Origin of the sequence: Pimelobacter sp. 30-1 (genome assembly GCF_018831735.1) — a bacterium.
Taxonomy (GTDB): domain Bacteria; phylum Actinomycetota; class Actinomycetes; order Propionibacteriales; family Nocardioidaceae; genus Nocardioides.
Window position 1 is genome coordinate 73,634 of sequence record NZ_NHTS01000001.1, and the last position, 23,912, is coordinate 97,545.

A 23,912-nucleotide genomic window follows, 5' to 3' on the forward strand; every position below is an offset into this window, starting at 1 on the left:
GGCTAGGGGCGCGCGTCGACGGGGCGCAGCAGATTCGGGGACCATGCCGGGAGCGCCGGTGCCCGCGGCACCCGTGGGAGCGGCGGCGTCCGGTTGAAGACGTGGACGCCGGTCACGACCAGGGCGAGCGAGAGGCCCAGCCCCCAGCCGATGGTCTCGCCGAAGAGCGGGACGGCCGCGAGAGCGGTGAGGACCGGGCTGAGCGCGCCCCCGACGGCGGCGACGCTGCTGCCGAGCGCCCGGACGGCGTGGGCGTAGCAGAGCGTGGAGAGCAGCCCGGTCCCGATGCCCTGGAGCACGGCGAAGGTCACCACGTCGCCGACCCGGACCGTGCCCGGCGAGCTCAGCAGGTGCGAGGGCAGCAGCCCGGACAGGGTGAGGACCAGGCCTCCGAGCGCCGACAGCGCGCAGACCGCGACGACGATCTCGAGCGGCGCCAGGCCGGTCCGCTGCAGGCCGAGCGTGTAGCAGGCCCAGATGGCGCCGGCGCCCACCAGGAGCACGATGCCGGTGGTGCCGCCGTCCGTGCCGACCAGCGTCGCGCTGGCGACGACGCCCGCCACGATCGTCGCGAGCGCGGCGACCGCACGGGCCGGGACGCGCTGGCGGCGCAGGAGCAGCAGCGTCACGAAGAGCGGCACCGTGCCCGGCACGAGCAGCCCGGTCAGGCCCGCGTTGGTCAGGCCGGCGCCGAACGCCATGACCAGGTAGTGCGGCAGTCCGCCGGCCAGCAGGAGCAGCACGGTCGTCGTACGTTCGCGGGCGAGGGCGCGCACGGTCCGCGGCACCAGCGGCGCCAGCAGGACCAGCGGTACGACGAACCGGATCAGCGCCGCGTCGGCATCGGTGAGGCTCGACGTACCGATGCCGCGCGAGGTCAACGCGAACGACGACCACAGCACCACGGTCATGGCCAGCGCGGCGTACCCCGTCGTCCGCGCACTGCTCTCGCCCACCACGTCGTCGCCCTCTCGCTGATCCGACCTGCGGAGCAACGATAGGGAAATCGGCGGAGCACGCGATTGCCAATCGTGCCCCAAATCAGTGGATCTGTAGCAGAATCTGCCACGTGACGACCCTCGACGACACCGACCGCCACATCCTGCTGGAGCTCCAGCTCGACGGCCGCCTCACCAACCAGGAGCTCGCCGACCGGGTCGGCCTCTCGCCGTCCCCCTGCCTGCGCCGCGTCCGCGCCCTCGAGAAGGCCGGCGTCATCACCGGCTACCGCGCCGTCGTCTCGCCCGAGGCGGTCGGGCTGAGCATCACCGCCTTCGTCCGGCTCACCCTCTCCTCGCACGGGACCGACGTCGTCGACGCGGTCGAGGAGGAGCTGCGCGGGGTGCCCCAGATCGTCGAGGCCTACCTCCTCGCGGGGGACCAGGACTACCTGGTGAAGGTCGTCGTCCCGTCGTTCTCGGCGTACGAGGCGTTCGTGCGGGACCGGCTGCGCGGCATCCCGTCGCTCGCCTCGATCGAGACCACCTTCGCGTTCGGTACGACGAAGCCGGTCTCGCCGCTGCCGGTGGACGGCGGCTGAGCGCTAGGGCTGGTTGAGGATGTTGCCGATCTCCTGGCGTCGCTCGTCGAGCTGCTGCTCGACCGAGAAGCCTGTGATGATCGCGCCGATCGCGACGAGCACGCAGATCACCCGCGCCCATCCCGGGATCGTCTTGACCACCCAGGTCACAAACGACGCCGCGACGCAGATCGCGACCCCGGTCCAGACGATGCCGCTGCCCGACATGACGGACACCGACTGCTGGCTCAGGATGCCGCCGCCGACGGAGGCCGCCACCACCAGTCCGGTGACCAGCTGGTTCGTCGACGCCGCGTTGAGCGCCTGCGCCGGCAGTGGCGCGAAGGGCGCGACGTTGTCGGTCCACACCTCGCCGTCCCAGTAGCGCTGGGTGCCCGCCATCTTCGGGTCCGGATACCACCCGGGCGGGACGACCCGCGGTGCCTGCTCTTCCATGAGGGTGAGGCTAGGGCCGTGTGTCGGCGGCGCGCAGGAGATTGGCGGAGGCAGGCAGGCGATAGCGTGCGTCCGCGGCGAGGCCAGTCAGGTCCGCGCCGGAGGGTGGCCCGAAAGAGGTAGTCGATGCGTCGTCGTCCCGTTCCGCTGCTCGGCCTGGTCCTGGTCGCCGCGCTCGCCTTGGGCGGCTGCGGCGACGGAGAGGACGACGCTCGGTCCGCCGAGCCCGCGGGGGTGCTGTCGGTCGACCAGATCGAGGACATCCTGCTCCCGGTGGGCGCGAAGCTCGGGGACGCCACGGTGCACCGCAAGCCGGGGACCGGGATCGTGGACGACCGCCTGTCGGCCCCGGAGTCGTGCCAGCCGCTGGCATCGCTCATCAAGGTCGACCCGCACCCGGTCCACGCGGACCGCGTCGGGGCCAGCCCGCCGTGGATCTCGCCGTACGCCGAGATCCAGGTGCTGACGTACGCCGGCCAGGATGCCGAGAAGGTCTTCGCCGCGGTCGACCAGACGATCGACGCCTGCGGGAACGGCTTCAACCTGGAGCTCCTGGGTCAGACCGACCTGGCGCGCGAGGTCGTGCGGGACGCGGCGCCGGCGCTGGGCGACGAAGCGGTCGCCTACCACCTGCTCACCCACGAGTCCGAGGAGGAGGAGCCCCTCGACGAGCACGAGTACCGGGTGCTCGTCCGGGACGGCCAGCACCTGCTGAGCTGGCGGACGGTCGGCCTCGACGACGACGGCGCGGTCGAGGCGCGGGACCTGCTCACGGCGTTCGTCGACGCCCAGTGGGCGCGCTACGCCGAGCGCCGGTAGCGGCGTACCGCCTCAGGCCTCGACCGGCAGGTCGTTGTAGACCCCCGCCGCCTCCTGCCCGGTCAGCCCCTGGATCGCCGTCATGATCTCGTCGGTCGCCTCGCGCCGCGCCCGCCCGGGCGCGACGCCCTCGAAGCGCCCGGTGAAGTCGAGCGGGGTGCCGAAGCGGACGGTGACCTTGGCGAGGCGGGGCCAGCGGGCGTCGACGGGCTGGAGGTCGGCGGTGCCCACCAACCCCACCGGTACGACGGGTACGCCGGCCGTGAGGGCGAGCTGGGCGACGCCGGTGCGCCCGCGGTAGAGGCGGCCGTCGCGGGAGCGGGTGCCTTCGGGGTAGATGCCGAAGGCGTCGCCGCGGCCCAGGACGTCGAGGGCGACGTCGAGGGAGTTGAGGGCGGCGCGGGTGTCGGTGCGGTCGACGGGGACCATGCCGAGGCCCTCGAACCAGGCCTTGCTGAGCCGTCCGCGCAGGCCGGAGCCGGTGAAGTACTCGGCCTTGGCCAGGAAGACGACCTTGCGGGGCGCGACGATCGGGATGACCACGCTGTCGGCGAAGCTGAGGTGGTTGCTCGCGAGCAGGACCGGGCCGGTGAGGGGCACGTTCTCGATGCCCTCGATGCGCGGTCGCCACGCCGCTCGGGCGAGCGGCGGGACGACCGTGTGGAGGACCTCGTAGAGCACGGGCTCAGCCTAGGGCGTGTCCGCGGGGGCGGAGCCTGCGGCTCAGAGCCCCAGGTCGCGGCCGATGAGCTCCTTCATGATCTCGTTCGAGCCGGCCCAGATCTTGGTGACCCGGGCGTCGCGCCAGGCGCGGGCGACGCGGTACTCGTTCATGAAGCCGTAGCCGCCGTGCAGCTGCACGCAGTGGTCGAGGACCTCGTTCTGGACCTGGCTGGTCCACCACTTGGCCTTGGCGGCCTCGACCGGGGTGAGCTCGCGGGCGTTGTGGGCGAGGACGCACTTGTCGACGTACGCCTCGCTGACCTCGATCTGGGTGAACAGCTCGGCGAGGAGGAACTTGTTGTGCTGGAAGGTGCCGATCGGGGCGCCGAACGCCTGGCGGTCCTTGGTGTACTGCAGGGTCTCGACGAGGATCTGCTTCGCGTGGGCGATGTTGGAGATCGCGGCGCCGAGGCGCTCCTGGGGGAGCTTCTGCATCATGTGGATGAAGCCGCCGTCGACCTCGCCGATCACGTGGTCGTCGCCGAGGCGGACGTTCTCGAAGAACAGCTCGGCGGTGTCGGACTCGTCCTGGCCGACCTTGTCGAGCTTGCGGCCGCGGCTGAAGCCGTCGGCGTCGGCGGGGATGGCGAAGAGCGTGATCCCGCGGGCCTTCTTCTCCGGGCTGGTGCGGACGGCGGTGATGATCAGGTCGGCGGAGAAGCCGTTGGTGATGAACGTCTTGGAGCCGTTGATCACCCACTGGTCGCCGTCGCGCACGGCGGTGGTCTTGAGGCCGGCGAGGTCGGAGCCGCCGGAGGGCTCGGTCATGCCGATGGCAAGGACGGTCTCGCCGGAGGCGATCGAGGGGAGCCAGCGCTGCTTCTGCTCCTCGGTGCCCAGCTCGACCAGGTACGGCGCGCAGATGTCGGCGTGGATGCCCCAGCACGAGGCGAGCGAGGCGGTGACCTTGCTCAGCTCCTCGGTGAGCACGGCATTGAAGCGGTAGTCGCCGGCGCCGGAGCCGCCGTACTCCTCGGGGATCTCCAGGCCGAGCAGCTCGTTGCGGCCGGCGTCGAGCCAGAACTCCCGGGGCAGGCCCTTCTCGGCCTGGTGCTCCTCGACGTGCGGGATCACCGAGCGCTCGAGGAACTCGCGCACCGAGGCGCGGAAGGCCTCGTGGTCGTCGTCGTAGATGTCGCGGTTCATGGGGAGTCCTCCTGGGACGAGGCGGGGATGCGCCGGACCATGCGCACGGCGAGGTCGGCGTTGAGGTGGGCGATGCGGGTGGGCTCGGAGTCGAGGTCCGGGTCGAACCAGCGGACCAGGTCGACACCGAGGGAGAGCAGGGCGTGCGCGGTGCGGTCGACGTCCTCGACCTCGAAGACGCCGTGCCGGACGCCGGCGTCGAGGGCGGAGGTCATCAGCCGGTGGAAGTCGCGGCGCAGCGCGACGATGACCGTGCGGTGCTCGGGGCTGAGGGCGTTGAGCTCGTACTGGACGACCCGGCCGATCCGGGTGTGGCCGAGGTGCCACTGACAGAACGCGTCGATCATCCGGTGCAGCCGGGCGACCGGGTCGCTGTGGTCGTCGTACGCCGCTTGGAGCGCCGCGAGCGCCTCGGTGTGGCCCTGCACGCTGATCGCGAAGAGCAGGTCCTCCTTGGAGGGGTAGTGCACGTAGACCGCGGCGGGGCTGCGGCCGGCGCGCACGGCGATGTCGCGGGTGCTCGTCCCGCCGTAGCCCTGCTCGGCGAAGACGTCCACGGCGGCATCGAGGATGCGCTGCTGGGCGGCGGTGGCGGTGATGACGATCGTCTCCAGGGGTGAGGGGCTGGCTGGAGAGGATCTAAGCAGATGCTTAGGAATGGTGTCATCACCCGTAGACGGCGCGCCTGACCCTGTGCCAGGCTAAGCGTCTGCTTACCTAAGCGTTCGCTCATGTCTGGGAGTTGTTCAATGCCTGAAGCCGTCATCGTCTCCGCCGCCCGTACGCCGATCGGCCGGGCCAACAAGGGATCCCTCAAGGACCTGCGTCCCGACGACCTCGCCGCGTTCGCGGTGCGCGCGGCCGTCGAGAAGGTCGAGGGTCTCGACCCGAGCACCATCGACGACCTGCTGCTCGGCTGCGGCCTGCCCGGCGGCGAGTCCGGCAACAACATGGCCCGCGTGGTCAGCGTCCTCAACGGCTGGGACAGCGTGCCCGGCGCGACGGTGACCCGCTACTGCTCCTCGTCGGTGCAGACCACCCGGATGGCGTTCCACGCGATCAAGGCCGGCGAGGGCGACATCTTCGTCTCCGCCGGCGTCGAGACCGTCTCGCGCTTCGCCAAGGGCACCTCCGACCACATCCCCCACACGGTCAACCCGCTCTTCGACGACGCCCAGTCGCGCACCGCGCGCACGGCCGAGGAGCAGACCGTCTGGCACGACCCGCGTGAGGACGGGCTGCTGCCCGACGTCTACATCGCGATGGGCCAGACGGCCGAGAACGTGGCCAGCCTGCGCGGGCTCTCGCGCCGCGAGCTCGACGAGTTCGCCGTGCGCTCGCAGCTGCTGGCCGAGAAGGCGATCAACGACGGCTTCTGGGCCCGCGAGATCACCCCGGTCACGCTGCCCGACGGCACCGTCGTCTCGGCCGACGACGGGCCGCGCGCCGGCGTGACGTACGAGGCCCTGGCCGGGCTGAAGCCGGTCTTCCGCGAGGACGGCGTGGTGACCGCCGGCAACTGCTGCGCGCTCAACGACGGCGCCGCCGCGGTCGTGATGATGTCCGACACCAAGGCCGCCGAGCTCGGCGTGACACCGCTGGCGCGGGTCGTCGCGACCGGCGTCTCGGGTCTCTCGCCCGAGATCATGGGCCTGGGCCCGGTCGAGGCCACGCGCAACGCCCTCAAGCACGCGGGCATGAGCATCGGCGACATCGACCTCGTCGAGATCAACGAGGCGTTCGCGGCGCAGGTCGTGCCGTCGTACCAGGACCTGGGGATCGACATCGACCGGCTCAACATCAACGGTGGCGCGATCGCGGTCGGCCACCCGTTCGGCATGACCGGCGCCCGGCTCCAGGCGACGATGCTCAACTCGCTCGACTGGCACGACAAGTCCACCGGGCTGATCACCATGTGCGTCGGCGGCGGCCAGGGCATGGCCCTCATCCTCGAGCGGATCTGAGGACGACGATGAGCCAGCCCGTCACCGACCTGTTCCGCCTCGACGGCAAGGTCGCCGTCGTCACCGGTGCGTCCAGCGGTCTGGGGATCGCCTTCGCCCAGGCCTTCGCCGAGGCCGGCGCGGACGTCGTCCTCGGCGCCCGCCGGGTCGACCGCCTCGCCGAGACCGCGGCGCTGGTCGAGGCCACCGGACGCCGCGCCCTCACCGTCGCCACCGACGTCAGCGACCCGGAGTCGTGCACCCGCCTCGTCGAGGAGGGCCACGCCGCCTTCGGCCGGATCGACGTCCTGGTCAACAACGCCGGCATCGGTACGGCGATCCCGGCGCTGCGCGAGAAGCCCGACGAGTTCCGCCAGGTCATCGACGTCAACCTCAACGGCTGCTACTGGATGGCGCAGGCCTGCGGCCGCGTCATGCAGCCGGGCGCCAGCATCATCAACATCTCCTCGATCCTCGGGATCACCACCGCCGGGCTGCCCCAGGCGGCGTACGCCGCGTCCAAGGCCGGTCTGATCGGGCTGACCCGCGACCTGGCCCAGCAGTGGACCGGCCGCAAGGGCATCCGGGTCAACGCCCTGGCGCCGGGCTTCTTCACCTCCGAGATGACCGACCAGTACCCCGAGGGCTACCTGGACGCGCAGATGCCGCGCGTCGCGGTCGGGCGCAAGGGCGACCCCCGCGAGCTCGCGGCGACGGCGGTGTTCCTCGCCTCCGACGCGGCCGGCTACATCACCGGGCAGACGCTGGCCGTCGACGGCGGCCTCACCATCGCTTGACCACACGAACACGAGAGAAGGAACAAGACATGGGTCGTTTCGACGGGCGGGTCGCCGTCATCACCGGTGCCGCGCGGGGGATCGGGTTCGGTACCGCCACGCGTTATGCGGAGGAGGGTGCCTCGGTCGCGATCGTGGACCTCGACGAGGCTGCTGCGGCCGAGGCGGCGGCGAGGCTGCCGCTGGTCGGGGGCGCGAAGGCGGTGGGGATCGGTGCGAACGTCGCTGATGGTGCGTCGGTCGAGGCTGCTGTCGAGCGGGTGGTGGCCGAGCTGGGTGGGATCCACGTGCTGGTCAACAACGCGGGGATCACCCGCGACAACCTGTTGTTCAAGATGACCGAGGACGACTGGGACCTGGTGATGGGGGTGCACCTGAAGGGTGCGTTCTTGATGACCAAGGCTGCGCAGAAGCACTTCGTGGAGCAGAAGTACGGCAAGGTCGTGAACATCTCCTCGATCTCGGCGCTGGGCAACCGGGGCCAGGCGAACTACTCGGCGGCGAAGATGGGGATCCAGGGGTTCACCCGGACCCTGGGTATCGAGCTGGGCCCGTTCGGGATCAACGTGAACGCGGTCGCGCCGGGTTTCATCGCGACCGAGATGACCGATGCCACCGCGGCTCGTCTGAAGATGGATGTCGAGGAGTTCCGGCGGCTCAACGCGGAGGCGAACCCGGTGCGCCGGGTGGGTCATCCCGAGGACATCGCGGCGGCGGTGACGTTCTTGTCCAGTGACGAGGCGTCCTACATCACCGGCCAGACCGTCTATGTCGACGGCGGCATCTCGCTCGGCACCTGAGCGACCTCCGGAGCCCCTGCGGTCGGGTCCTGCCAGCCCTCGGGGGTCTGGCCGGCCCGTCGCAGCCAGGACTCGACACCGCTGATGTGCACGGTGATCCAGGACCGGACCAGGTCGCGGTTGCCGAGGACCATCGCGTCGACGATGGCGCGGTGCTCGGCCAGCGTCCGCTCGACGCTGTGCTCCTCGGTCAGGCCGCGCCAGATCCGGGCCCGGAGGGTGCGCCCGGACAGGCTCTCGAGCAGCGTGCTCAGGTAGGCGTTGCCGGAGAGCTCGTAGATCGCGCCGTGGAAGGCCACGTCGTGCTTGACCAGGTCCTCGACGGAGGTCTCCGGGCCGACCTCGTCGAGCATCGCGGTGAGCTGGGCGAGCTGGTGGTCGGTGGCCCGGGTGGTCGCCATCTCGGCGGCGACCGGCTCGAGGATCCGGCGTACCTCGAACAGGTCGAGGACCGTGTGGTCCTGGTGCAGGTCGACGACGAACGACATCGCCTCGAGCAGCAGGCTCGGCTCGAGGCTGGTGACATAGGTGCCGTCGCCCCGGCGTACGTCGAGCACCCGGATCAGCTCGAGCGCCTTGACCGCCTCGCGCAGCGAGTTGCGGGAGAGCCCGAGCCGCTCGCTCAGCTCCTTCTCCGGAGCCAGCCGGTCGCCGGGGCGCAGCTCGCCCCGCAGCAGCATGTCCTTGATCTTGAGGATCGCCTCATCGGTCACTGCCATGGAGAGATCCTATCTTTAGTCGGCGATCCGCTGTTGCCCTTGGAGACTCCAGAGCAGGTTCAGCGTGGGATCGGCGGCTTCGTAGTCGTCGGGTTGCTCGAACATCGGACCAACGGTGTCCTGCCAGGCCTGGTTGACCGGCAGGTCCAGCAGCGCCCGGCGCATCGCGTGGAAGGTCGCGATGTCGTCCACGTCGACGAGGTGGAAGACATCGCGACCGTCGCGCCAGATCCGCCAGTCCCGGACGCCGTGCTCGGCCAGCGCGGTGGCCAGCGCGGCCGGGATCGTCCGGTGCACGTCCTCGTAGTCCTGCTCGCGCCCGGGCGCGAGCACGGTGTGCAGGGCGATGGCGACCATGGGCTGGGTGCTCCTATCCGCGGGGCCGGAGACGCAGGTCGTTCATACCACCGTCGACGGCCAGCGCGACGCCGGTCGTGGAACCCGAGCGCGGACTGGCGAGGTAGGCGACGCTCACCGCGATCTCCTCGGCGCGGACCAGCCGGCCGTGCGGCTGGCGGGCGTTGAGCGCGGCCAGCTCGGCCGCGGGGTCGGGCGCGGCGCCGAGCAGGCGCTGGACCCACGGGGTGTCGGCGGTGCCGGGCGCGACGCAGTTGACCCGGATCCCCTCGGGCAGGTGGTCGGCGGCCATCGCCCGGGTCAGGGCGTGGACAGCCCCCTTGCTCGCGCTGTACGCCGCCCGCTGGGGCAGTCCGGCCGTGGCCGCGATCGAGCCCACGTTGACGATCGCCGGCGCGCGCGAGGCACGCAGGTGGGGCAGCGCGGCCCGGGACATCCGCACGATCCCGAGCACGTTGACGTCGAGCACCCGCAGCCACTCGGCGTCGTCGTTGTCGGCGACGGTGCCCTGGGCCCCGATGCCGGCGTTGTTGACGAGGACGTCGAGCTGACCGAGGGCGGCGACCGCCTGGTCGATGCCGGCCCGCACCGAGGCGTCGTCGCCGACGTTCGCGGTGATGCCCAGGACGCCCTCCGGGACGCCCGTCGGATCGAGGTCGAACGCGGCGACCCGGGCCCCGCGCGCGGTGAGCTCGGCGGCGATGGCCGCGCCGATGCCCGAGCCGCCGCCGGTGACGACGGCCGTCAGGCCGGCGAACTCGCCGCTCATCGGGCCGCTCCGGCGGTCTCGACGGCCGGGGCCATCTGCTGGCGCTGGCGGCCGAGCCCCTCGATCTCGATCTCGACGACGTCGCCGGCGCTCAGGTAGGGGAAGCGCCCCGAGAAGGCCACCCCCTCGGGCGTCCCGGTCAGGATCACGTCGCCCGGGTCGAGGGTGAGGAACTGGCTCAGGTGCCACACGATCGTCGCGACGTCGAAGATCTGGTCGGCGGTGCTCGAGTCCTGCCGGATCTCGCCGTTGACCCAGCTCCGCAGGCCGAGCGCGCGGTGGTCGACCTCGTCGGGGGTGACCAGCCAGGGGCCGAGCGGGCTGAAGCCGGGGCAGCACTTGCCCTTGCTCCACTGCCCGCCGGACAGATCCATCTGGAACTCGCGCTCGGAGAGGTCGTTGGCGACGACGAAGCCGGCGACGTGGTCCAGGGCCTGCTCGGGCCCGTCGAGGTACGACGCCTCGCGGCCGATCACGATGCCGAGCTCGACCTCCCAGTCGGTCTTCGTGCTGTGGCGGGGGATCCGCACGTCGTCGTACGGGCCGACGACGGTGTTGGGCACCTTGAGGAAGATGATCGGCACCGTCGGCGGCTCGGCTCCGGACTCGGCGGCGTGGGCGGCGTAGTTCTGCCCGATGCAGATCAGGGCGCCGGGGCGGGCGACCGGAGCGCCGACGCGCAGGATCGCCGCGTCCGCGAGCACGGGGAGCGCGCCGTCCGCGACCGCCTGGGCCAGGCGGGCGATCCCGTCCGCGGCGAAGAACGCGCGGTCGAAGTCCGCGGTGACCGGCCGGGCGTCCAGCACCCCTGCGGGGGTCTCGACGACGGGGATCTCGGCTCCGAGGGGACCCCTGCGTGCCAGCTTCATTGTCTGCTCCTCTGTGAGGCCGCTCACGCGACAGGTAGGACCTTTGATCGGCCCTCTCTCGCGATCTGAGCGGAAAGATTGGTTTGCTCTTCCATCTTGACCGCTGATAGATCCGATGTCTAGCCTGTGAGTCAAGTCACCAACCAGGAGCGTGCCCCTTGAGCAAGATCACCGAGATGCAGACGGATGACGTTCGGTTCCCGACGTCGACCTCGCTCGACGGATCCGACGCCATGAACCCCGACCCCGACTACTCCGCGGCCTACGTACGCCTGGCGACCGACGCCGGCGACGGGCTGGAGGGGCACGGGTTCGTCTTCACCATCGGCCGGGGCAATGACGTCCAGCTCAGCGCCGTCGCGAGCCTCGAGCCGTACGTCGTGGGCCGCGACCTGGAGGCGACGCTCGCCGACCTCGGCGGCTTCTGGAAGGAGCTCGTCCACGACTCCCAGCTGCGCTGGCTCGGTCCCGAGAAGGGCGTGATGCACATGGCGATCGGCGCCGTGGTCAACGCGCTGTGGGACCTCAAGGCCAAGCGTGCGGGCCTCCCGCTGTGGCAGCTCCTGGGCGAGATGTCGCCGGCCGAGATCGTCAGCCTGGTCGACTTCCGCTACCTCTCCGACGCGCTCACCCCGACCGAGGCGCTCGAGATCCTCGAGAAGGCCCAGCCGCGCCGGGCCGAGCGGATGGACGAGCTGCGCGAGCGCGGCTACCCCGGCTACACCACCACCCCCGGCTGGCTCGGGTACGACGACGCGAAGCTCGTCCGGCTCTGCCGCGAGGCGGTCGCCGAGGGTTTCGCCCAGATCAAGCTCAAGGTCGGCGCCAACCTGGCCGATGACGTACGACGTCTCGCGCTGGCCCGCGAGACCGTGGGTCCGGGCATCGCGATCGCCGTCGACGCCAACCAGCGCTGGGAGGTCGACGAGGCGGTGACCTGGATGAGCGCGCTCGCGCCGTACGACGTCGCCTGGATCGAGGAGCCGACCAACCCCGACGACATCCTGGGACACGCGGCCATCGCCCGCGGGGTCGCGCCGATCCCGGTGGCGACCGGCGAGCACATGGCCAACCGGGTGATGGCCAAGCAGTTCCTCGCGGCCGGCGCGCTCGAGGTGCTCCAGCTCGACGCGACCCGGGTGGCCGGCGTCAACGAGAACATCGCGCTGCTGCTGCTCGCCGCGAAGTTCGGCGTGCGGGTCTGCCCCCACGCCGGGGGCGTCGGGCTGTGCGAGGTCGTCCAGCACCTGTCGATGTTCGACTTCGTCGCGGTCTCGGCGAGCACCGAGGGCCGGATGATCGAGTTCGTCGACCACCTGCACGAGCACTTCGTGACCCCCGTCGTCATCGACCGCGGTCACTACCGGGCGCCGCTGACCCCCGGCTCCGGAGCCGAGATGCTCGCGAGCTCGATCGTGGAGAACCGGTATGTCGGTGCCTGATCCCGACCTCCGCCTCGGCCTCGGTGGCGCCGGACTCGGCAACCACCGGGTCGCCCTCGACGACGCCACCGCGCGGGCGGTGCTCGACGAGGCCTGGCTGCGGGGGATCCGGCTCTTCGACACCGCGCCGCACTACGGGCTCGGGCTGTCCGAGCGCCGGCTGGGGGAGTTCCTCGCGGGCCGGCCGCGCGCCGGGTTCGAGGTCTCGACCAAGGTCGGCCGGCGCCTGGTCCCGGTCGCCGACCCCGACGGAGCGCTGGACGACGAGGGCTTCGTCGTACCGGCTGACGTGCGGCGGGTGTGGGACTTCAGCGCCGCCGGGATCCGGCAGACGCTGGAGGCCTCGCTGGAGCGGCTCGGCCTCGACCACGTCGACACCGTCTACCTGCACGACCCGGAGCGCTGGAACCTCCAGGAGGCGCTCGACCAGGGTCTGCCCGCGCTGCGCGGGCTCCAGGCCGAGGGGCTCGTGCGCCGCGTGGGCGTCGGCTCGATGGACCTCGACGCCCTCGTCGCGGCGGCCGGGACCGGTCTCGTCGACGAGCTCATGGTCGCCGGGCGCTACACCCTCGTCGACCGGCGGGCCGAGGAGCGGCTGCTGCCGCTGTGCGCCGAGGCGGGGGTCGCGATCGTCGCCGCGGCGGTCTTCAACGGCGGCCTGCTCGCCGGGTCGCCGAGCCCGGCGTCCACCTATGACTACGCGCAGGTGCCGGCCGACGTGCTCGCCCGGGCGCAGCGTCTCGACGACATCTGCCGCCGGGCCGGCGTCCCCCTGCCGGCCGCCGCGCTGCAGTTCCCCCTGCGCCGGCCGGTCGTGCGCAGCGTCGTGGTCGGCGCGGTCGACCCGGCCCAGGTGAGCGCCAACGTCCGGCTGCTCGCCGCCGAGGTCCCCGACGAGCTCTGGGACGAGGTGGCAGCCGGATGACCATCGACGCCCACCTGCACCTGTGGGACCTCGACGTCAGCGACTACGCCTGGCTCGGGCCGCAGCACGGCCCGCTGCACCGCTCGTTCGGACCGGACGAGGCGGCGCGCGAGCTCCGGTCCTCCGGCATCGAGGCGGCGGTGCTCGTCCAGGCCGAGGACTCGCTGGCCGACACCGGATGGCTCCTGGACGTCGCCCGCACCCACGACTGGGTGCTCGGCGTGGTCGGCTGGGTCCCGCTCGACCGGCCGGACCAGGCCGCGACGGCGCTCGCGGACCTCGACGAGCCGGCCCTCCGGGGCGTGCGGCACCTGATCCACGACGACCCGCGGGCCGCCACCTTCCTGGGCCTCGCCGAGGTCCGGGAGAGCCTGCGGCTGGTCGCCGAGCGCGGGCTGGTGCTCGACGTACCGGACGCCTGGCCGACGCACCTCGACGCCGTGGGCGACCTCGCCGAGGCCCTGCCCGGGCTGACGATCGTCGTCGACCACCTGGCCAAGCCGCCGTGGGGCACCGCGGCGATGTCCGGCTGGGCCGCGTCGCTGCGCGCGGTCGCGCAGCGGCCCAACGTGGTCGCCAAGGTGTCGGGACTCGCCGGAGCGGAGCCCTACACCGCCGCCACGCTGCGACCTGTGCTTGACACCGCGCTGGATGCCTTCGGCGCCCACCGGCTGATGTACGGCGGCGACTGGCCGATGGCGACGGCGCGCCACGACTACGCCGGCGCGCTGGGGCCGATCGCGGAGCTGGTCTCCGCGCTGTCCCCCCACGAGCAGGCCGAAATCCGGAGGGCGACGGCTCTCCGCGTCTACGGGAGGGTGCGTCATGACTGAGCTGCTGAAGGCCGAGGGCGTGGCCAAGGGGTTCCCCGGAGTGCAGGCCCTGCGCGACATGCACCTCGAGCTGCGCCACGGCGAGGTGCTCGCCCTGGTCGGCGAGAACGGCGCCGGCAAGTCCACCCTGATGAAGCTGCTCTCCGGCATCTACACGCCCGACGAGGGGCAGTTCTTCCTCAACGGTGCGCCCTACCGCCCGAGCGGGCCGGGCGCCGCGCTCGCCCAGGGCGTCAGCATCATCCACCAGGAGTTCAACCTGATGCCGCACCTGACGGTCGCGGAGAACATCTTCATCGGCCGCGAGCCGAAGGTCGGACCGCTGCTGTCGGACCGTGCCCTCAACCACCGCGCTGGCGAGCTGCTCGAGCGGCTCGGCGTCCGGCTGAGCCCCAAGGCCGTGGTCGGCGGGCTCACCGTCGCCAACCAGCAGATGGTCGAGATCGCCAAGGCGCTCTCGCACGACCCGCAGGTCCTGATCATGGACGAGCCGACCGCGGCGCTCAACGACGCCGAGGTCGCCGCGCTCCACGCGCTCATCGGCCGGTTCACCACGCCGACGACCGGCGTCATCTACATCTCGCACCGGATGGACGAGCTCAAGGCGATCACCGACCGGATCACCGTGATCCGCGACGGCCAGTTCATCGACACGGTCGAGACCCGCGACACCACGGTCGACCAGGTCGTCTCGCTCATGGTCGGCCGGGCCCTGGTCGAGGACGCCCGGCCGGTCGGCGTACGGGAGGACCGGCCGGTGGTCCTGTCGGTCACCGGGCTCACCACCAAGGGACTCCTCGACCAGGTCACCTTCGACCTGCGCGAGGGCGAGATCCTCGGCTTCGCGGGCCTCATGGGCGCGGGGCGTACCGAGGTCGCCCGCGCGATCGTCGGCGCGGACAAGAGCCACGGCATCGTCGAGCTGCGCGGGCGGCGGATCAAGATCCGCAATCCCGCGGACGCCGCCCGGCTCCGGATCGGCTACCTCTCCGAGGACCGCAAGCACCTCGGCCTGCTGCTCGACCAGGACGTCAGCGCCAACATCGCGCTGCCCTCGCTCAGCGAGCGCTACAGCAAGGCCGGCTGGGTCCGCGGTGCCGGCATCCGCGCGACCGCGCGCGACATGATCCAGAAGCTGCGTATCAAGACGCCCAGCGAGAACCAGGTCACGAAGTACCTCTCGGGTGGCAACCAGCAGAAGGTCGTCATCGCCAAGTGGCTCGTCAAGGACTGCGACATCCTCATCTTCGACGAGCCGACCCGGGGCATCGACGTCGGCGCCAAGGCCGAGATCTACGCCCTGCTCAACGACCTCGCCGCGACCGGCAAGTCGATCGTGATGATCAGCTCCGAGCTGCCCGAGGTGCTGCGGATGTCGCACCGCGTGGTCGTGATGACCGAGGGCCGGGTCAGCGGCATCCTCTCGGCGGCCGAGGCGACCCAGGAGTCGGTCATGCGCCTCGCCACGCTGCGCCCCACCGCCGTGGCCGATCCGGTCGCGGCCGATCCCGCCGTTGCGGATCCCGTCGTCGAGCGCGACGTCCCCCATCTCACGTCCGTGGACAAGGAGTGAACCGGATGAACACCACCCCCGACGTCGGCGCGAGCGTGCCGGCGGCCACCGCAGGCCCCGGCTGGCTGCCGGCCGTGCGCGACCGGCTCCAGCAGCTGCTCGCCTTCGCCAGCCTGATCGTGATCTGCGCCTACTTCAGCATCGCGAGCCCGATCTTCTTCACCTGGGACAACATCACCAACGTCCTGTTCAGCACGGTGGTGATCGGACTCCTCGCGGTCGGTACGACGTTCGTCATCATCACCGGCGGCATCGACCTCTCCATCGGCACCGGCATGGCGCTGTGCGCGGTGATGTCCGGCGTGTTCATCGTGAACATGGGACTGCCGATGGTGCTGGGCGTCCTGCTCGCCGTGCTCTTCGGCGGCCTGGTCGGCTTCGTCAACGGCTGCAACGTGGCGGTCCTCAAGCTGCCACCGTTCATCGCCACCCTGGCGATGATGCTGGTCGCCGAGGGCCTGGCGCTCGTCATCTCCGGCAGCTCGCCGATCTACTTCACCGACTCGCCCGATTACGTCAAGATCTCCACCGGAGAGCTGATCCCGGGCCTGCCCAACGCCGTCCTGGTGCTGTTCGCGGCCTGCCTGGTCGCCGGCGTCCTGCTCGGCAAGACCGTGCTGGGCCGCTACACCTACTCGATCGGCAGCAACGAGCACGCCACCGCGCTGTCGGGGATCAACGTGCGCCGCTGGAAGCTCCTGATCTACACCCTGGCCGGACTCTTCATCGGTCTGGCCGGCGTGATGATCTCGGCCCGCCTCGGCTCGGCCCAGCCGGCCACCGGCATGGGCTACGAGCTCCAGGCCATCGCGGCCGTCGTCATCGGCGGTACGTCGCTGGCCGGCGGCAAGGGGACGATCGTCGGCACCGTCATCGGCGCCCTCATCATCTCGGTGCTCAACAACGGGCTTCAGCTCCTGTCGATCGCCCAGGAGTGGCAGAGCGTGATCCTCGGCGTCGTGATCCTGATCGCCGTCTACGCCGACATGGCTCGCAAGAAGGAGGTGTAGCGCGCACCTCCGCCCGCAACCAGTCGTCGGCTCGGGCGACCTCGCAAGAACTCGCCGGTGCCCCCGGCACCGATCCGAAGAATCAATGAGGAGTACCAGCATGAAGTTCCGTCGCTTGGCTGCTGCCATGGCAGCCGGTGTTCTCTCCCTCTCCGTGGCCGCGTGCGGCTCGGACAGCGGCTCGAAGGGCGGTGACGACGAGCTCTACGTCGCCATCGTGTCGAAGGGTTTCCAGCACCAGTTCTGGCAGGCGGTGAAGAAGGGCGCCGAGGAGCAGGCCAAGGAGATGGGCGTCCGGATCACCTTCGAGGGGCCGGCCGACGAGACCCAGGTCGAGGAGCAGGTCACGATGCTGACCAACGCGCTCGCCAAGCAGCCTGACGCGATCGGCTTCGCCGCGCTCGACAGCAAGGCCTCCGAGCCGGTGCTCGAGCAGGCCAAGCAGAAGGGCATCCCCGTCGTGGCCTTCGACTCCGGCGTCGACAGCGACATCCCGGTGACCACCGCGGCCACCGACAACACTGCCGCCGCGGCCGAGGCGGCCAAGCACATGGCCGAGCTCGTCGGCAACGAGGGCAAGGTCGCGATGATCGTGCACGACCAGACCAGCCTCACCGGCAAGCAGCGTCGTGACGGCTTCATCGACTGGATGAAGGAGAACGCGCCCGACATCGAGCTGCTCCCCGTCCAGTACGGCGACGGTGACCAGGCCAAGTCGGCCGACATCGCCAAGTCGATCCTCGCCGCGAACCCCGACGTCAAGGGCATCTACGGCTCCAACGAGGGCTCGGCGATCGGCGCCGTCAAGGGCGTCGAGGAGTCCGGCGTCAAGGACGTCACCGTGGTCGGCTTCGACTCCGGTCAGGCCCAGATCGACGCGATCACCTCGGGCGTCGAGGCCGGCGCGATCACCCAGAACCCCGTGGGCATGGGCAAGGAGCTCGTCAAGGCGGCCGTGGCCGCGGTCAAGGGCGAGGACCTGGAGAAGACGATCGACACCGGCTACTTCTGGTACGACGCGACGAACATCGACGACCCGGAGATCCAGGCCGTCCTCTACAAGTAGCACCGACGTCCCGGGCTCCCGACCAGCCCGGGCGACCGCGACACCGGCCCGGCGTCCCTCGACATCTTGCGGGCGCCGGGCCGGTGCCGCTCACGCACGACCACCACCACCGCGTCCCCCGAGGAGAACCGCGATGCAGCGCCAGATGCCGAAGGCACACGACCTCGCTCCGCTGATGAAGTTCAAGAAGCCGGTCCTGTCGCCGCGGAAGCGCCGCCTCGACGCGGCGCTGACGATCGAGGACCTGCGCCGGGCGGCCAAGCGGCGGACGCCGCGCGCTGCGTTCGACTACACCGACGGCGCGGCCGACGGCGAGATCTCGCTGTCGCGGGCCCGGCAGGCGTTCGCGGACGTCGAGTTCCACCCGGCGATCCTGCGCGACGTCGAGAAGGTCGACACCTCGCGCGAGGTCCTCGGCAAGGTCGCGGCGCTGCCGTTCGGCATCGCGCCCACCGGCTTCACCCGGATGATGCAGACCGAGGGCGAGATCGCCGGTGTCACCGCGGCCCAGGACGCGGGCATCCCCTTCGCGCTCTCCACGATGGGGACGACCTCGATCGAGGACGTCGCCGCCGCGGCGCCCGGCGCGCGCAAGTGGTTCCAGCTCTACATGTGGAAGGACCGCGAGCGGTCGATGGCCCTCGTCGGCCGCGCTGCAGCGGCGGGCTTCGACACGCTGCTCGTCACGGTCGACGTACCGGTGGCGGGGGCGCGGCTGCGCGACACCCGCAACGGCATGACGATCCCGCCCACGCTGACGCCGCGCGTGGTCGCCAACGCGATCCCGCGCCCCGCCTGGTGGATCAACTTCCTCACCACCGAGCCGCTCGCCTTCGCCTCGCTCGACTCCTGGTCCGGGACGGTCGCCGACCTGCTGGACACGATGTTCGACCCGACGGTCACCTTCGAGGACCTCGCCTGGATCCGGCAGCAGTGGCCCGGCAAGCTCGTGGTCAAGGGCGTCCAGACCGTCGCCGACGCGGCCCGGCTGGCCGAGCTGGACGTCGACGCGATCGTGCTGTCCAACCACGGCGGCCGCCAGCTCGACCGCGCTCCGGTCCCGTTCCACCTGCTGCCCGACGTCGTGCGCGAGGTCGGCCGGGACGTCGAGGTGCACCTCGACACCGGCATCATGTCCGGCCAGGACATCGTCGCCGCGGTGGCCCACGGTGCCCGCTTCACCCTGATCGGCCGGGCGTACCTCTACGGCCTCATGGCCGGCGGCCGTCCGGGCGTCGACCGGACCATCGAGATCCTCCGCGGCCAGGTCGAGCGGACGATGCGCCTGCTGGGCGTGTGCTCCCTCGACGAGCTCGAGCCCGGCCACGTCACCGCGCTGCGCCGGCTCCAGCCCGTCGGCTGAGCCGGCCGGCGCGGCTCGGCGCGGCCCGGCGCCGCTCAGGCCTTGGTCGACAGCGAGCCCGCGTGGAGCAGCCGGCCGAGGCCGCGCTCGTAGCGGACCGGGTCCATCGCCAGCCGGGACCGGGACTCCACGGCCATCCGGTCGGTGTCGCAGGTCCACTCGCCGCGCTCCATGGCGCGCAGGCCGACGGCGGCGATGTCGCGGGGCTGCTCCTTGGCGCCGTCGACGTGCGCGGCCATCCGGGTGTCCACGGAGCCGACGACGAGCGAGGTGACCGTGATGCCGCGCGGCTCGAGCTCGGCACGCGCGATGCCGCCGAGGTAGAGGGCGGCCGCCTTCGAGGGGGAGTAGCCGCCCATGAAGGCGGTGGGCGCGATCGCCGCGACCGAGAGGACGTTGACGATCGAGCCACCGCCCTGCGCGGCGATGACCGGTGCGAAGGCACGGGTCATCGCGAGCGGCGCGAAGTAGTTGACCTCCATCTCGCGGCGGGCGACCTCGGGGTCGTCGGTCTCGACGAGGCGCTGGTTGCCGAAGTATCCGGCGTTGTTGATCACCACATTGACGTCGGCGCAGGCCGCGGCGGCCGCGGCGACGTCCTCCGCCGACGTCACCTCCAGCCGTACGACGCGCGCGCCGGCGGCCGCCAGCTCCGGCGTGATGTCCTCGGGGTCGCGGACGCCGGCATAGACCGTCGCGGCGCCCCGCGCCAGCGCCTCCTCGACGAAGGCCAGCCCGATCCCGCGGTTGGCGCCGGTGACGAGGATGCGGGCGCCGTCGGTGCGCGCCCCCTTCAGGGTGCTCATGCGAGGGCCTCCGGGGCGAGGGAGTCGGCGTACAGGACGTCGTCGGGGTGCTTGGCACTGCGGCGCAGGGGGCTGTCGGGGCCGGCGATCAGGCCGAAGGCCCAGCCCTCGGAGCGGTCCATGTCGTGGTTCCACTCCCAGCGCAGCACCCGGTGCCGGATGCCCCAACGGCCGTCCTCACGGGCGAATTCGTCGACGATGCGGGCCGCGGTGAGGGTGTCGCCGACGGCGCCGTCGGGGCGGCGTACCCGGGCGAAGGCGAGGACGTAGGACTCGACGCGCGCGGTGTCGGGGTCGTCCTCGACGAGCTCGACGAGCACGTTGGTCGTGTAGTGCGTGGTGACCGCGCGGGGATGGGTGAGGGCGTCCGCGACCGAGGCGAGGTAGTCCGTCGCGGGGCCGACGAACAGGCCGCCGTGGTCCTCGGTCGCGCCGGGCAGGTAGCACCCGGCGACGGTCGCGAGGTCGCCGCGGTCGATGCCGCGCATGTAGCGGACGATGACCTCCTGGATCTCCTGCTTGTCGAGCACGGCCGCCAGTCGGGCGGTGTCGGTGGGGCTCATCGGTGACCTCTCGTGAGGGGTGACGGAGTCGTTGACCACTAACTCTGTTTGCGATAGTAATGGCTATCACATCGCCGCGCGAGACGGATGGAGCACCGATGGACAACCTGCAGCTCGACGCCGAGGTGGCGGCCGACGACACCGTCGGATTCAGCCGGCTGGGCTACGAGAAGCGCCGTCCCACCTGGGACGACACCGACATGGCGCACGTGGCCGGCAGGACGGTCGTCGTCACCGGATCCACCGCCGGACTGGGCCGCGCGGCGGCTGAGGAGCTGGCCCGGCTCGGCGCGCACGTCGTCGTCATGGGCCGTGATCGGGCGCGGACCGAGGGCGTGGCGGCGGAGATCCGGGAGGCCAGCGGCAACGGCGCCGTCGAGGCCGTCGCCTGCGATCTCTCCTCGCTCGCCTCGGTCCGTGCCACCGCGGCCGAGCTGCTGGAGCGGCTGCCGCGCATCGACGTCCTCGTCAACAACGCCGGCGGCATGCAGGACGAGCGCCTGACGTCCGTCGACGGCCACGAGATGACCTGGGCGACCAACATGGTCGGTCCCTACCTGCTGACCGAGCTGCTGCTCGACCGGATCGTCGCCTCCGCGCCGTCCCGGATCATCGAGATGACGTCGGGCGGTGCCTACAGCCAGCGCATCGACCTCGGCGACCTCACCGGTGAGAACGAGGTCTTCGACCCCAAGGCGGTCTACTCGCGCACCAAGCGCGCCCAGATCATCGTCACCGAGGAGCGTGCCGCGCAGCTCGCCGACGCCGACGTCGTCTGCCACGTCACCCATCCCGGCTGGGCGTCCACGCCGGGGCTGCTCGAGAGCTCCTCGATGGACAGCTTCGTCCGCCGCTTCGGCGACGTGCTCCGGACCGCGGGTCAGGGCGCGGACACCGCCGTGTGGCTGGCCTCCGCCGACGAGCCGGCCCGCAGCTCGGGGCTCTTCTGGCACGACCGGCGCCCGCGCGAGACGCACCGCACCGAGGCCACCCGGGAGACCGCGGACGAGCGGAGCGCGCTCATCGCCACCCTGCGCCGGGTCACCGGGCTGGACGGCTGAGCCGGTGAGCGAGCAGAGGGCGTCGATCGCGGACATGATCCGCCGGACCGCCGCCGCCCACCCCGACGATCCCGCGATCGTCGGCGAGGGCCGGTCGGTGACCTTCGGCGAGCTCGATGCCCGCTCCAGCCAGGTCGCGGCCGGACTCGTCGCGCTGGGCCTCGCCGAGGGCGACCGGGTCGCCTACCTCGCCCGCAACGCCACCGAGTACTGGGAGCTCTTCTTCGGCGCCGCCAAGGCCGGTGTCGCGCTGGTGCCGCTCAACTTCCGGCTCTCCGCCGGCGAGATCGAGTGGATCCTCGGGGACGCCGACCCGGCTGTCGTCGTGGCCGAGGAGCACCTCGCCGACCTCGTCCCCCCGGCGTACGGCGGGCACCGGCTCGTCTTCGCCCAGGGCGACGCCGCCGTGACCGAGCGCCCCGGCTGGCAGGCGTTCGAGGACTGGCTCGCCGCGCAGCCGGCGTCCGATCCCCGTCGCGAGGTGACCGGCGACGGTCTGCTCACGCTGATCTACTCCTCCGGCACCACGGGCCGGCCCAAGGGCGTGATGACCACGGTGGCGAGCATGCTGTGGGCGGTCGAGGCGTTCAGCGCGCAGTTCCACCCCTCGCGCGAGGCGGTCAGCCTGGTGCCGACGCCGTACTACCACGTGGCGGCGGGCGGCTGGTCGCTCCTCGCGCTCAACGCCGGCGGGCGGATCGTGCAGTTCACCGAGGTGACGCCGCAGAACATCCTCGGCCAGCTGGTCGGCTTCCGCGCGACCCACGTGATCATGGTGCCGACGCTGATCCAGCTCTTCATCAGCAGCCCGGAGGCCGCGGCGGCCGACTACTCCAGCGTCCGCTGCGTCGTCTACGGCGGCTCGCCGATCTCCGAGACGGTGATGGTCGGCGCCCAGGAGGTCTTCGGCGCGGACCTCGCGCAGAGCTACGGCCTGACCGAGACCATCGGTGTCACCACGGTTCTCGCGCCCACCGACCACGTCGTCGGCGCCGACAGCAAGCTCCGCTCCGCCGGACGCGCCGTACCCGGCATCGAGCTGCGGATCATCGACCCCGACACGGGCGCGGAGGTGCCGACCGGCACGGTGGGCGAGATCTGCGCGCGGGGGCCGTCGGTCACCGCGGGCTACTGGCGCCGTCCCGACGAGACGGCCGCGGCGTTCTGGCCCGACGGCTGGTTCCGCACCGGCGACGCGGGCTACGTCGACGCCGACGGCTACGTCTTCATCATGGACCGGATCAAGGACCTGCTCATGTCCGGCGGCGAGAACATCTACCCGGCCGAGGTGGAGAACGCGATCATGGCGCACCCCGCGGTCCAGGAGGTCGCCGTCATCGGCGTCCCCTCCGACAAGTGGGGCGAGACGCCGCTCGCGGTCGTCGTCCCCCGCGCCGGTACGACGATCGACGGCGCCGAGCTGATCGCGTTCACCCGCGAGCGGCTCGCCCACTACAAGTGCCCGACCGCGGTCGAGGTCGTCGACGCACTGCCCCGCAACCCGTCGGGGAAGGTGCTCAAGAGAGAGCTGCGGGCCCCGTGGTGGGCCGGCCACGAGAGGAGTGTCGGATGACGCACTGGGCGATCCTGCGCCAGGTGGTGCTCGGCGTCGAGGATGTCGACGTCGCCGCGAAGGAGCTGCGCGAGGAGCTCGGTCTGGGCGAGGGTTTCGAGGACCCGATGCTCGCCGACATCGGGCTGGCCGACCACACGATCCGGGTCGGTCCCGAGGCCCACCTCGAGCTCGTCGCGCCGCTGCGCGCCGACGTCTCCATCGCGCACTGGCTGGCCAAGGGCGGCGGACCGGGCGGCTACTGCTTCTCGATCCAGGTCTCCGACGTCGACGAGCGCGTCGCCACCGCCGAGCGGCTCGGCATCCGCCTCGTCGCGGACCTGCCCGTCGACGGCCACCGCGTCGTCCAGCTGCACCCGGCCGACATGGGCCTGCTGGTCGAGCTCGACGGCATCGCCGACCCCGGCGTGTGGTTCTGGGACGCCATCGAGGTGCCCGCACCCGAGGCGCCCCAGGTGGTCGACGTACTCGCGGTCGACGTCTCCTCGCCCGACCCGCAGGCGCAGGCCGAGCGGTGGAGCGCGCTGTTCGACGTACCGCTGGAGGTGGTGGACGGGACGACGCAGCTGCGGCTCGGCACGCGCGTCGTCCGGTTCGTGGCGGGGGAGCGCAAGACGTTCACCGCCGTCGACCTGGCCGCGGCGCCCGGCGTGGAGCCGCGCACGGTCCGGCTCAGCGGGGTCGAGGTGCGGGTCCGCTGAGCGCGCGGGTCCTCACCGGGATCGACGAGCTGACGGCCGCGGTCGGGGAGCACCTCGGCTACTCCGACTGGGTCATCGT

Annotated in this window: 26 protein-coding genes; 15 read left to right on the top strand and 11 right to left on the bottom strand. The window is 71.6% G+C overall.

Annotated elements, in window-relative coordinates:
• Positions 1-2 precede the first annotated feature (2 nt).
• The gene (locus CCO04_RS00365) at positions 3-959 is read right to left on the bottom strand and encodes a DMT family transporter (RefSeq protein WP_215812116.1); all 957 of its coding nucleotides are present in this window, start codon (positions 957-959) and stop codon (positions 3-5) included.
• Positions 960-1,069: 110 nt separating this feature from the next.
• Between CCO04_RS00365 and CCO04_RS29565 the strand changes: the two genes are divergently transcribed.
• Entirely contained in the window at positions 1,070-1,540 is a 471-nt protein-coding gene (locus tag CCO04_RS29565) for an Lrp/AsnC family transcriptional regulator (protein WP_215812117.1), read from the top strand.
• Positions 1,541-1,543: 3 nt separating this feature from the next.
• On the opposite strand, the gene CCO04_RS00375 is transcribed toward CCO04_RS29565, so the two are convergent.
• Positions 1,544-1,975: a DUF2510 domain-containing protein gene (locus CCO04_RS00375; protein WP_215812118.1), complete on the bottom strand. Its 432-nt coding sequence runs from the start codon at positions 1,973-1,975 to the stop codon at positions 1,544-1,546.
• 126 nt (positions 1,976-2,101) lie between these two features.
• Here CCO04_RS00375 and CCO04_RS00380 point away from each other — a divergent pair, with 126 nt between their 5' ends.
• Positions 2,102-2,794: a hypothetical protein gene (locus CCO04_RS00380; RefSeq protein WP_215812119.1), complete on the top strand. Its 693-nt coding sequence runs from the start codon at positions 2,102-2,104 to the stop codon at positions 2,792-2,794.
• 12 nt (positions 2,795-2,806) lie between these two features.
• On the opposite strand, the gene CCO04_RS00385 is transcribed toward CCO04_RS00380, so the two are convergent.
• Genes CCO04_RS00385 through CCO04_RS00395 form a run of 3 tightly spaced genes read right to left on the bottom strand, consistent with a single transcriptional unit; the run spans position 2,807 to position 5,310 of the window.
• Positions 2,807-3,475 carry a 1-acyl-sn-glycerol-3-phosphate acyltransferase gene (locus CCO04_RS00385; RefSeq protein ID WP_215812120.1) on the bottom strand — a complete coding sequence of 223 codons (669 nt, stop codon included), beginning with the start codon at positions 3,473-3,475 and terminating at the stop codon, positions 2,807-2,809.
• Between the two features lie 42 nt (positions 3,476-3,517).
• Entirely contained in the window at positions 3,518-4,663 is a 1,146-nt protein-coding gene (locus CCO04_RS00390) for an acyl-CoA dehydrogenase family protein (RefSeq protein ID WP_215812121.1), read from the bottom strand.
• Positions 4,660-5,310, bottom strand: coding sequence for a TetR/AcrR family transcriptional regulator (locus CCO04_RS00395; RefSeq protein ID WP_308281124.1), 651 nt, complete (start codon positions 5,308-5,310; stop codon positions 4,660-4,662). The genes CCO04_RS00390 and CCO04_RS00395 overlap by 4 nt, the downstream gene beginning before the upstream one ends.
• 102 nt (positions 5,311-5,412) lie before the next feature.
• On the opposite strand from CCO04_RS00395, the gene CCO04_RS00400 reads away from it, so the two are divergent.
• Genes CCO04_RS00400 through CCO04_RS00410 form a run of 3 tightly spaced genes read left to right on the top strand, consistent with a single transcriptional unit; the run spans position 5,413 to position 8,203 of the window.
• Positions 5,413-6,627 (top strand): acetyl-CoA C-acetyltransferase, encoded by a 1,215-nt coding sequence (locus CCO04_RS00400; protein WP_215812122.1) that lies wholly within the window; start codon positions 5,413-5,415, stop codon positions 6,625-6,627.
• A gap of 8 nt (positions 6,628-6,635) precedes the next feature.
• Complete coding sequence (locus CCO04_RS00405) at positions 6,636-7,403, top strand: SDR family NAD(P)-dependent oxidoreductase (protein WP_215812123.1); 768 nt, start codon at positions 6,636-6,638, stop codon at positions 7,401-7,403.
• 29 nt (positions 7,404-7,432) lie between these two features.
• Positions 7,433-8,203, top strand: a complete 771-nt coding sequence (locus tag CCO04_RS00410; protein ID WP_215812124.1) for an SDR family NAD(P)-dependent oxidoreductase — start codon at positions 7,433-7,435, stop codon at positions 8,201-8,203.
• On the opposite strand, the gene CCO04_RS00415 is transcribed toward CCO04_RS00410, so the two are convergent.
• The 4 genes from CCO04_RS00415 to CCO04_RS00430 are packed head-to-tail and all read right to left on the bottom strand — an operon-like array spanning position 8,170 to position 10,917.
• Positions 8,170-8,922, bottom strand: a complete 753-nt coding sequence (locus CCO04_RS00415) for a FadR/GntR family transcriptional regulator (protein ID WP_215812125.1) — start codon at positions 8,920-8,922, stop codon at positions 8,170-8,172. The genes CCO04_RS00410 and CCO04_RS00415 overlap by 34 nt on opposite strands.
• A gap of 15 nt (positions 8,923-8,937) precedes the next feature.
• Entirely contained in the window at positions 8,938-9,279 is a 342-nt protein-coding gene (locus CCO04_RS00420; RefSeq protein WP_215812126.1) for an L-rhamnose mutarotase, read from the bottom strand.
• Between the two features lie 13 nt (positions 9,280-9,292).
• Positions 9,293-10,048 carry an SDR family NAD(P)-dependent oxidoreductase gene (locus tag CCO04_RS00425; protein ID WP_215812127.1) on the bottom strand — a complete coding sequence of 252 codons (756 nt, stop codon included), beginning with the start codon at positions 10,046-10,048 and terminating at the stop codon, positions 9,293-9,295.
• Entirely contained in the window at positions 10,045-10,917 is an 873-nt protein-coding gene (locus tag CCO04_RS00430) for a fumarylacetoacetate hydrolase family protein (protein ID WP_215812128.1), read from the bottom strand. The genes CCO04_RS00425 and CCO04_RS00430 overlap by 4 nt, the downstream gene beginning before the upstream one ends.
• 158 nt (positions 10,918-11,075) lie before the next feature.
• Between CCO04_RS00430 and CCO04_RS00435 the strand changes: the two genes are divergently transcribed.
• The 7 genes from CCO04_RS00435 to CCO04_RS00465 all read left to right on the top strand — a co-directional run bounded on the left by CCO04_RS00435 (position 11,076) and on the right by CCO04_RS00465 (position 19,129).
• Positions 11,076-12,359, top strand: coding sequence for an enolase C-terminal domain-like protein (locus CCO04_RS00435; protein WP_215812129.1), 1,284 nt, complete (start codon positions 11,076-11,078; stop codon positions 12,357-12,359).
• Positions 12,352-13,284: an aldo/keto reductase gene (locus CCO04_RS00440; protein ID WP_215812130.1), complete on the top strand. Its 933-nt coding sequence runs from the start codon at positions 12,352-12,354 to the stop codon at positions 13,282-13,284. Before CCO04_RS00435 ends, CCO04_RS00440 begins: the two co-directional genes overlap by 8 nt.
• Positions 13,281-14,117: an amidohydrolase gene (locus CCO04_RS00445; RefSeq protein WP_215812131.1), complete on the top strand. Its 837-nt coding sequence runs from the start codon at positions 13,281-13,283 to the stop codon at positions 14,115-14,117. Before CCO04_RS00440 ends, CCO04_RS00445 begins: the two co-directional genes overlap by 4 nt.
• Positions 14,110-15,690 (top strand): sugar ABC transporter ATP-binding protein, encoded by a 1,581-nt coding sequence (locus CCO04_RS00450; protein ID WP_215812132.1) that lies wholly within the window; start codon positions 14,110-14,112, stop codon positions 15,688-15,690. Before CCO04_RS00445 ends, CCO04_RS00450 begins: the two co-directional genes overlap by 8 nt.
• A 5-nt stretch (positions 15,691-15,695) precedes the next feature.
• Positions 15,696-16,700, top strand: coding sequence for an ABC transporter permease (locus CCO04_RS00455; RefSeq protein ID WP_215812133.1), 1,005 nt, complete (start codon positions 15,696-15,698; stop codon positions 16,698-16,700).
• A gap of 127 nt (positions 16,701-16,827) precedes the next feature.
• Positions 16,828-17,766 carry an ABC transporter substrate-binding protein gene (locus tag CCO04_RS00460; protein WP_252372577.1) on the top strand — a complete coding sequence of 313 codons (939 nt, stop codon included), beginning with the start codon at positions 16,828-16,830 and terminating at the stop codon, positions 17,764-17,766.
• Positions 17,767-17,899: 133 nt separating this feature from the next.
• Positions 17,900-19,129: an alpha-hydroxy acid oxidase gene (locus CCO04_RS00465; RefSeq protein WP_215812135.1), complete on the top strand. Its 1,230-nt coding sequence runs from the start codon at positions 17,900-17,902 to the stop codon at positions 19,127-19,129.
• Between the two features lie 35 nt (positions 19,130-19,164).
• Here CCO04_RS00465 and CCO04_RS00470 read toward each other — a convergent pair whose 3' ends face one another.
• Both CCO04_RS00470 and CCO04_RS00475 read right to left on the bottom strand, forming a co-directional pair.
• Positions 19,165-19,935: an SDR family oxidoreductase gene (locus tag CCO04_RS00470; protein ID WP_252372578.1), complete on the bottom strand. Its 771-nt coding sequence runs from the start codon at positions 19,933-19,935 to the stop codon at positions 19,165-19,167.
• The gene (locus tag CCO04_RS00475; protein WP_215812136.1) at positions 19,932-20,498 is read right to left on the bottom strand and encodes a nuclear transport factor 2 family protein; all 567 of its coding nucleotides are present in this window, start codon (positions 20,496-20,498) and stop codon (positions 19,932-19,934) included. The genes CCO04_RS00470 and CCO04_RS00475 overlap by 4 nt, the downstream gene beginning before the upstream one ends.
• A 98-nt stretch (positions 20,499-20,596) precedes the next feature.
• On the opposite strand from CCO04_RS00475, the gene CCO04_RS00480 reads away from it, so the two are divergent.
• The 3 genes from CCO04_RS00480 to CCO04_RS00490 are packed head-to-tail and all read left to right on the top strand — an operon-like array spanning position 20,597 to position 23,833.
• Positions 20,597-21,559 (top strand): SDR family NAD(P)-dependent oxidoreductase, encoded by a 963-nt coding sequence (locus CCO04_RS00480; RefSeq protein ID WP_215812137.1) that lies wholly within the window; start codon positions 20,597-20,599, stop codon positions 21,557-21,559.
• A 4-nt stretch (positions 21,560-21,563) separates the two neighbouring features.
• Complete coding sequence (locus tag CCO04_RS00485) at positions 21,564-23,132, top strand: long-chain-fatty-acid--CoA ligase (RefSeq protein WP_215812138.1); 1,569 nt, start codon at positions 21,564-21,566, stop codon at positions 23,130-23,132.
• Positions 23,129-23,833, top strand: a complete 705-nt coding sequence (locus tag CCO04_RS00490; RefSeq protein ID WP_215812139.1) for a VOC family protein — start codon at positions 23,129-23,131, stop codon at positions 23,831-23,833. The genes CCO04_RS00485 and CCO04_RS00490 overlap by 4 nt, the downstream gene beginning before the upstream one ends.
• The last annotated feature ends 79 nt before the right edge of the window (positions 23,834-23,912 follow it).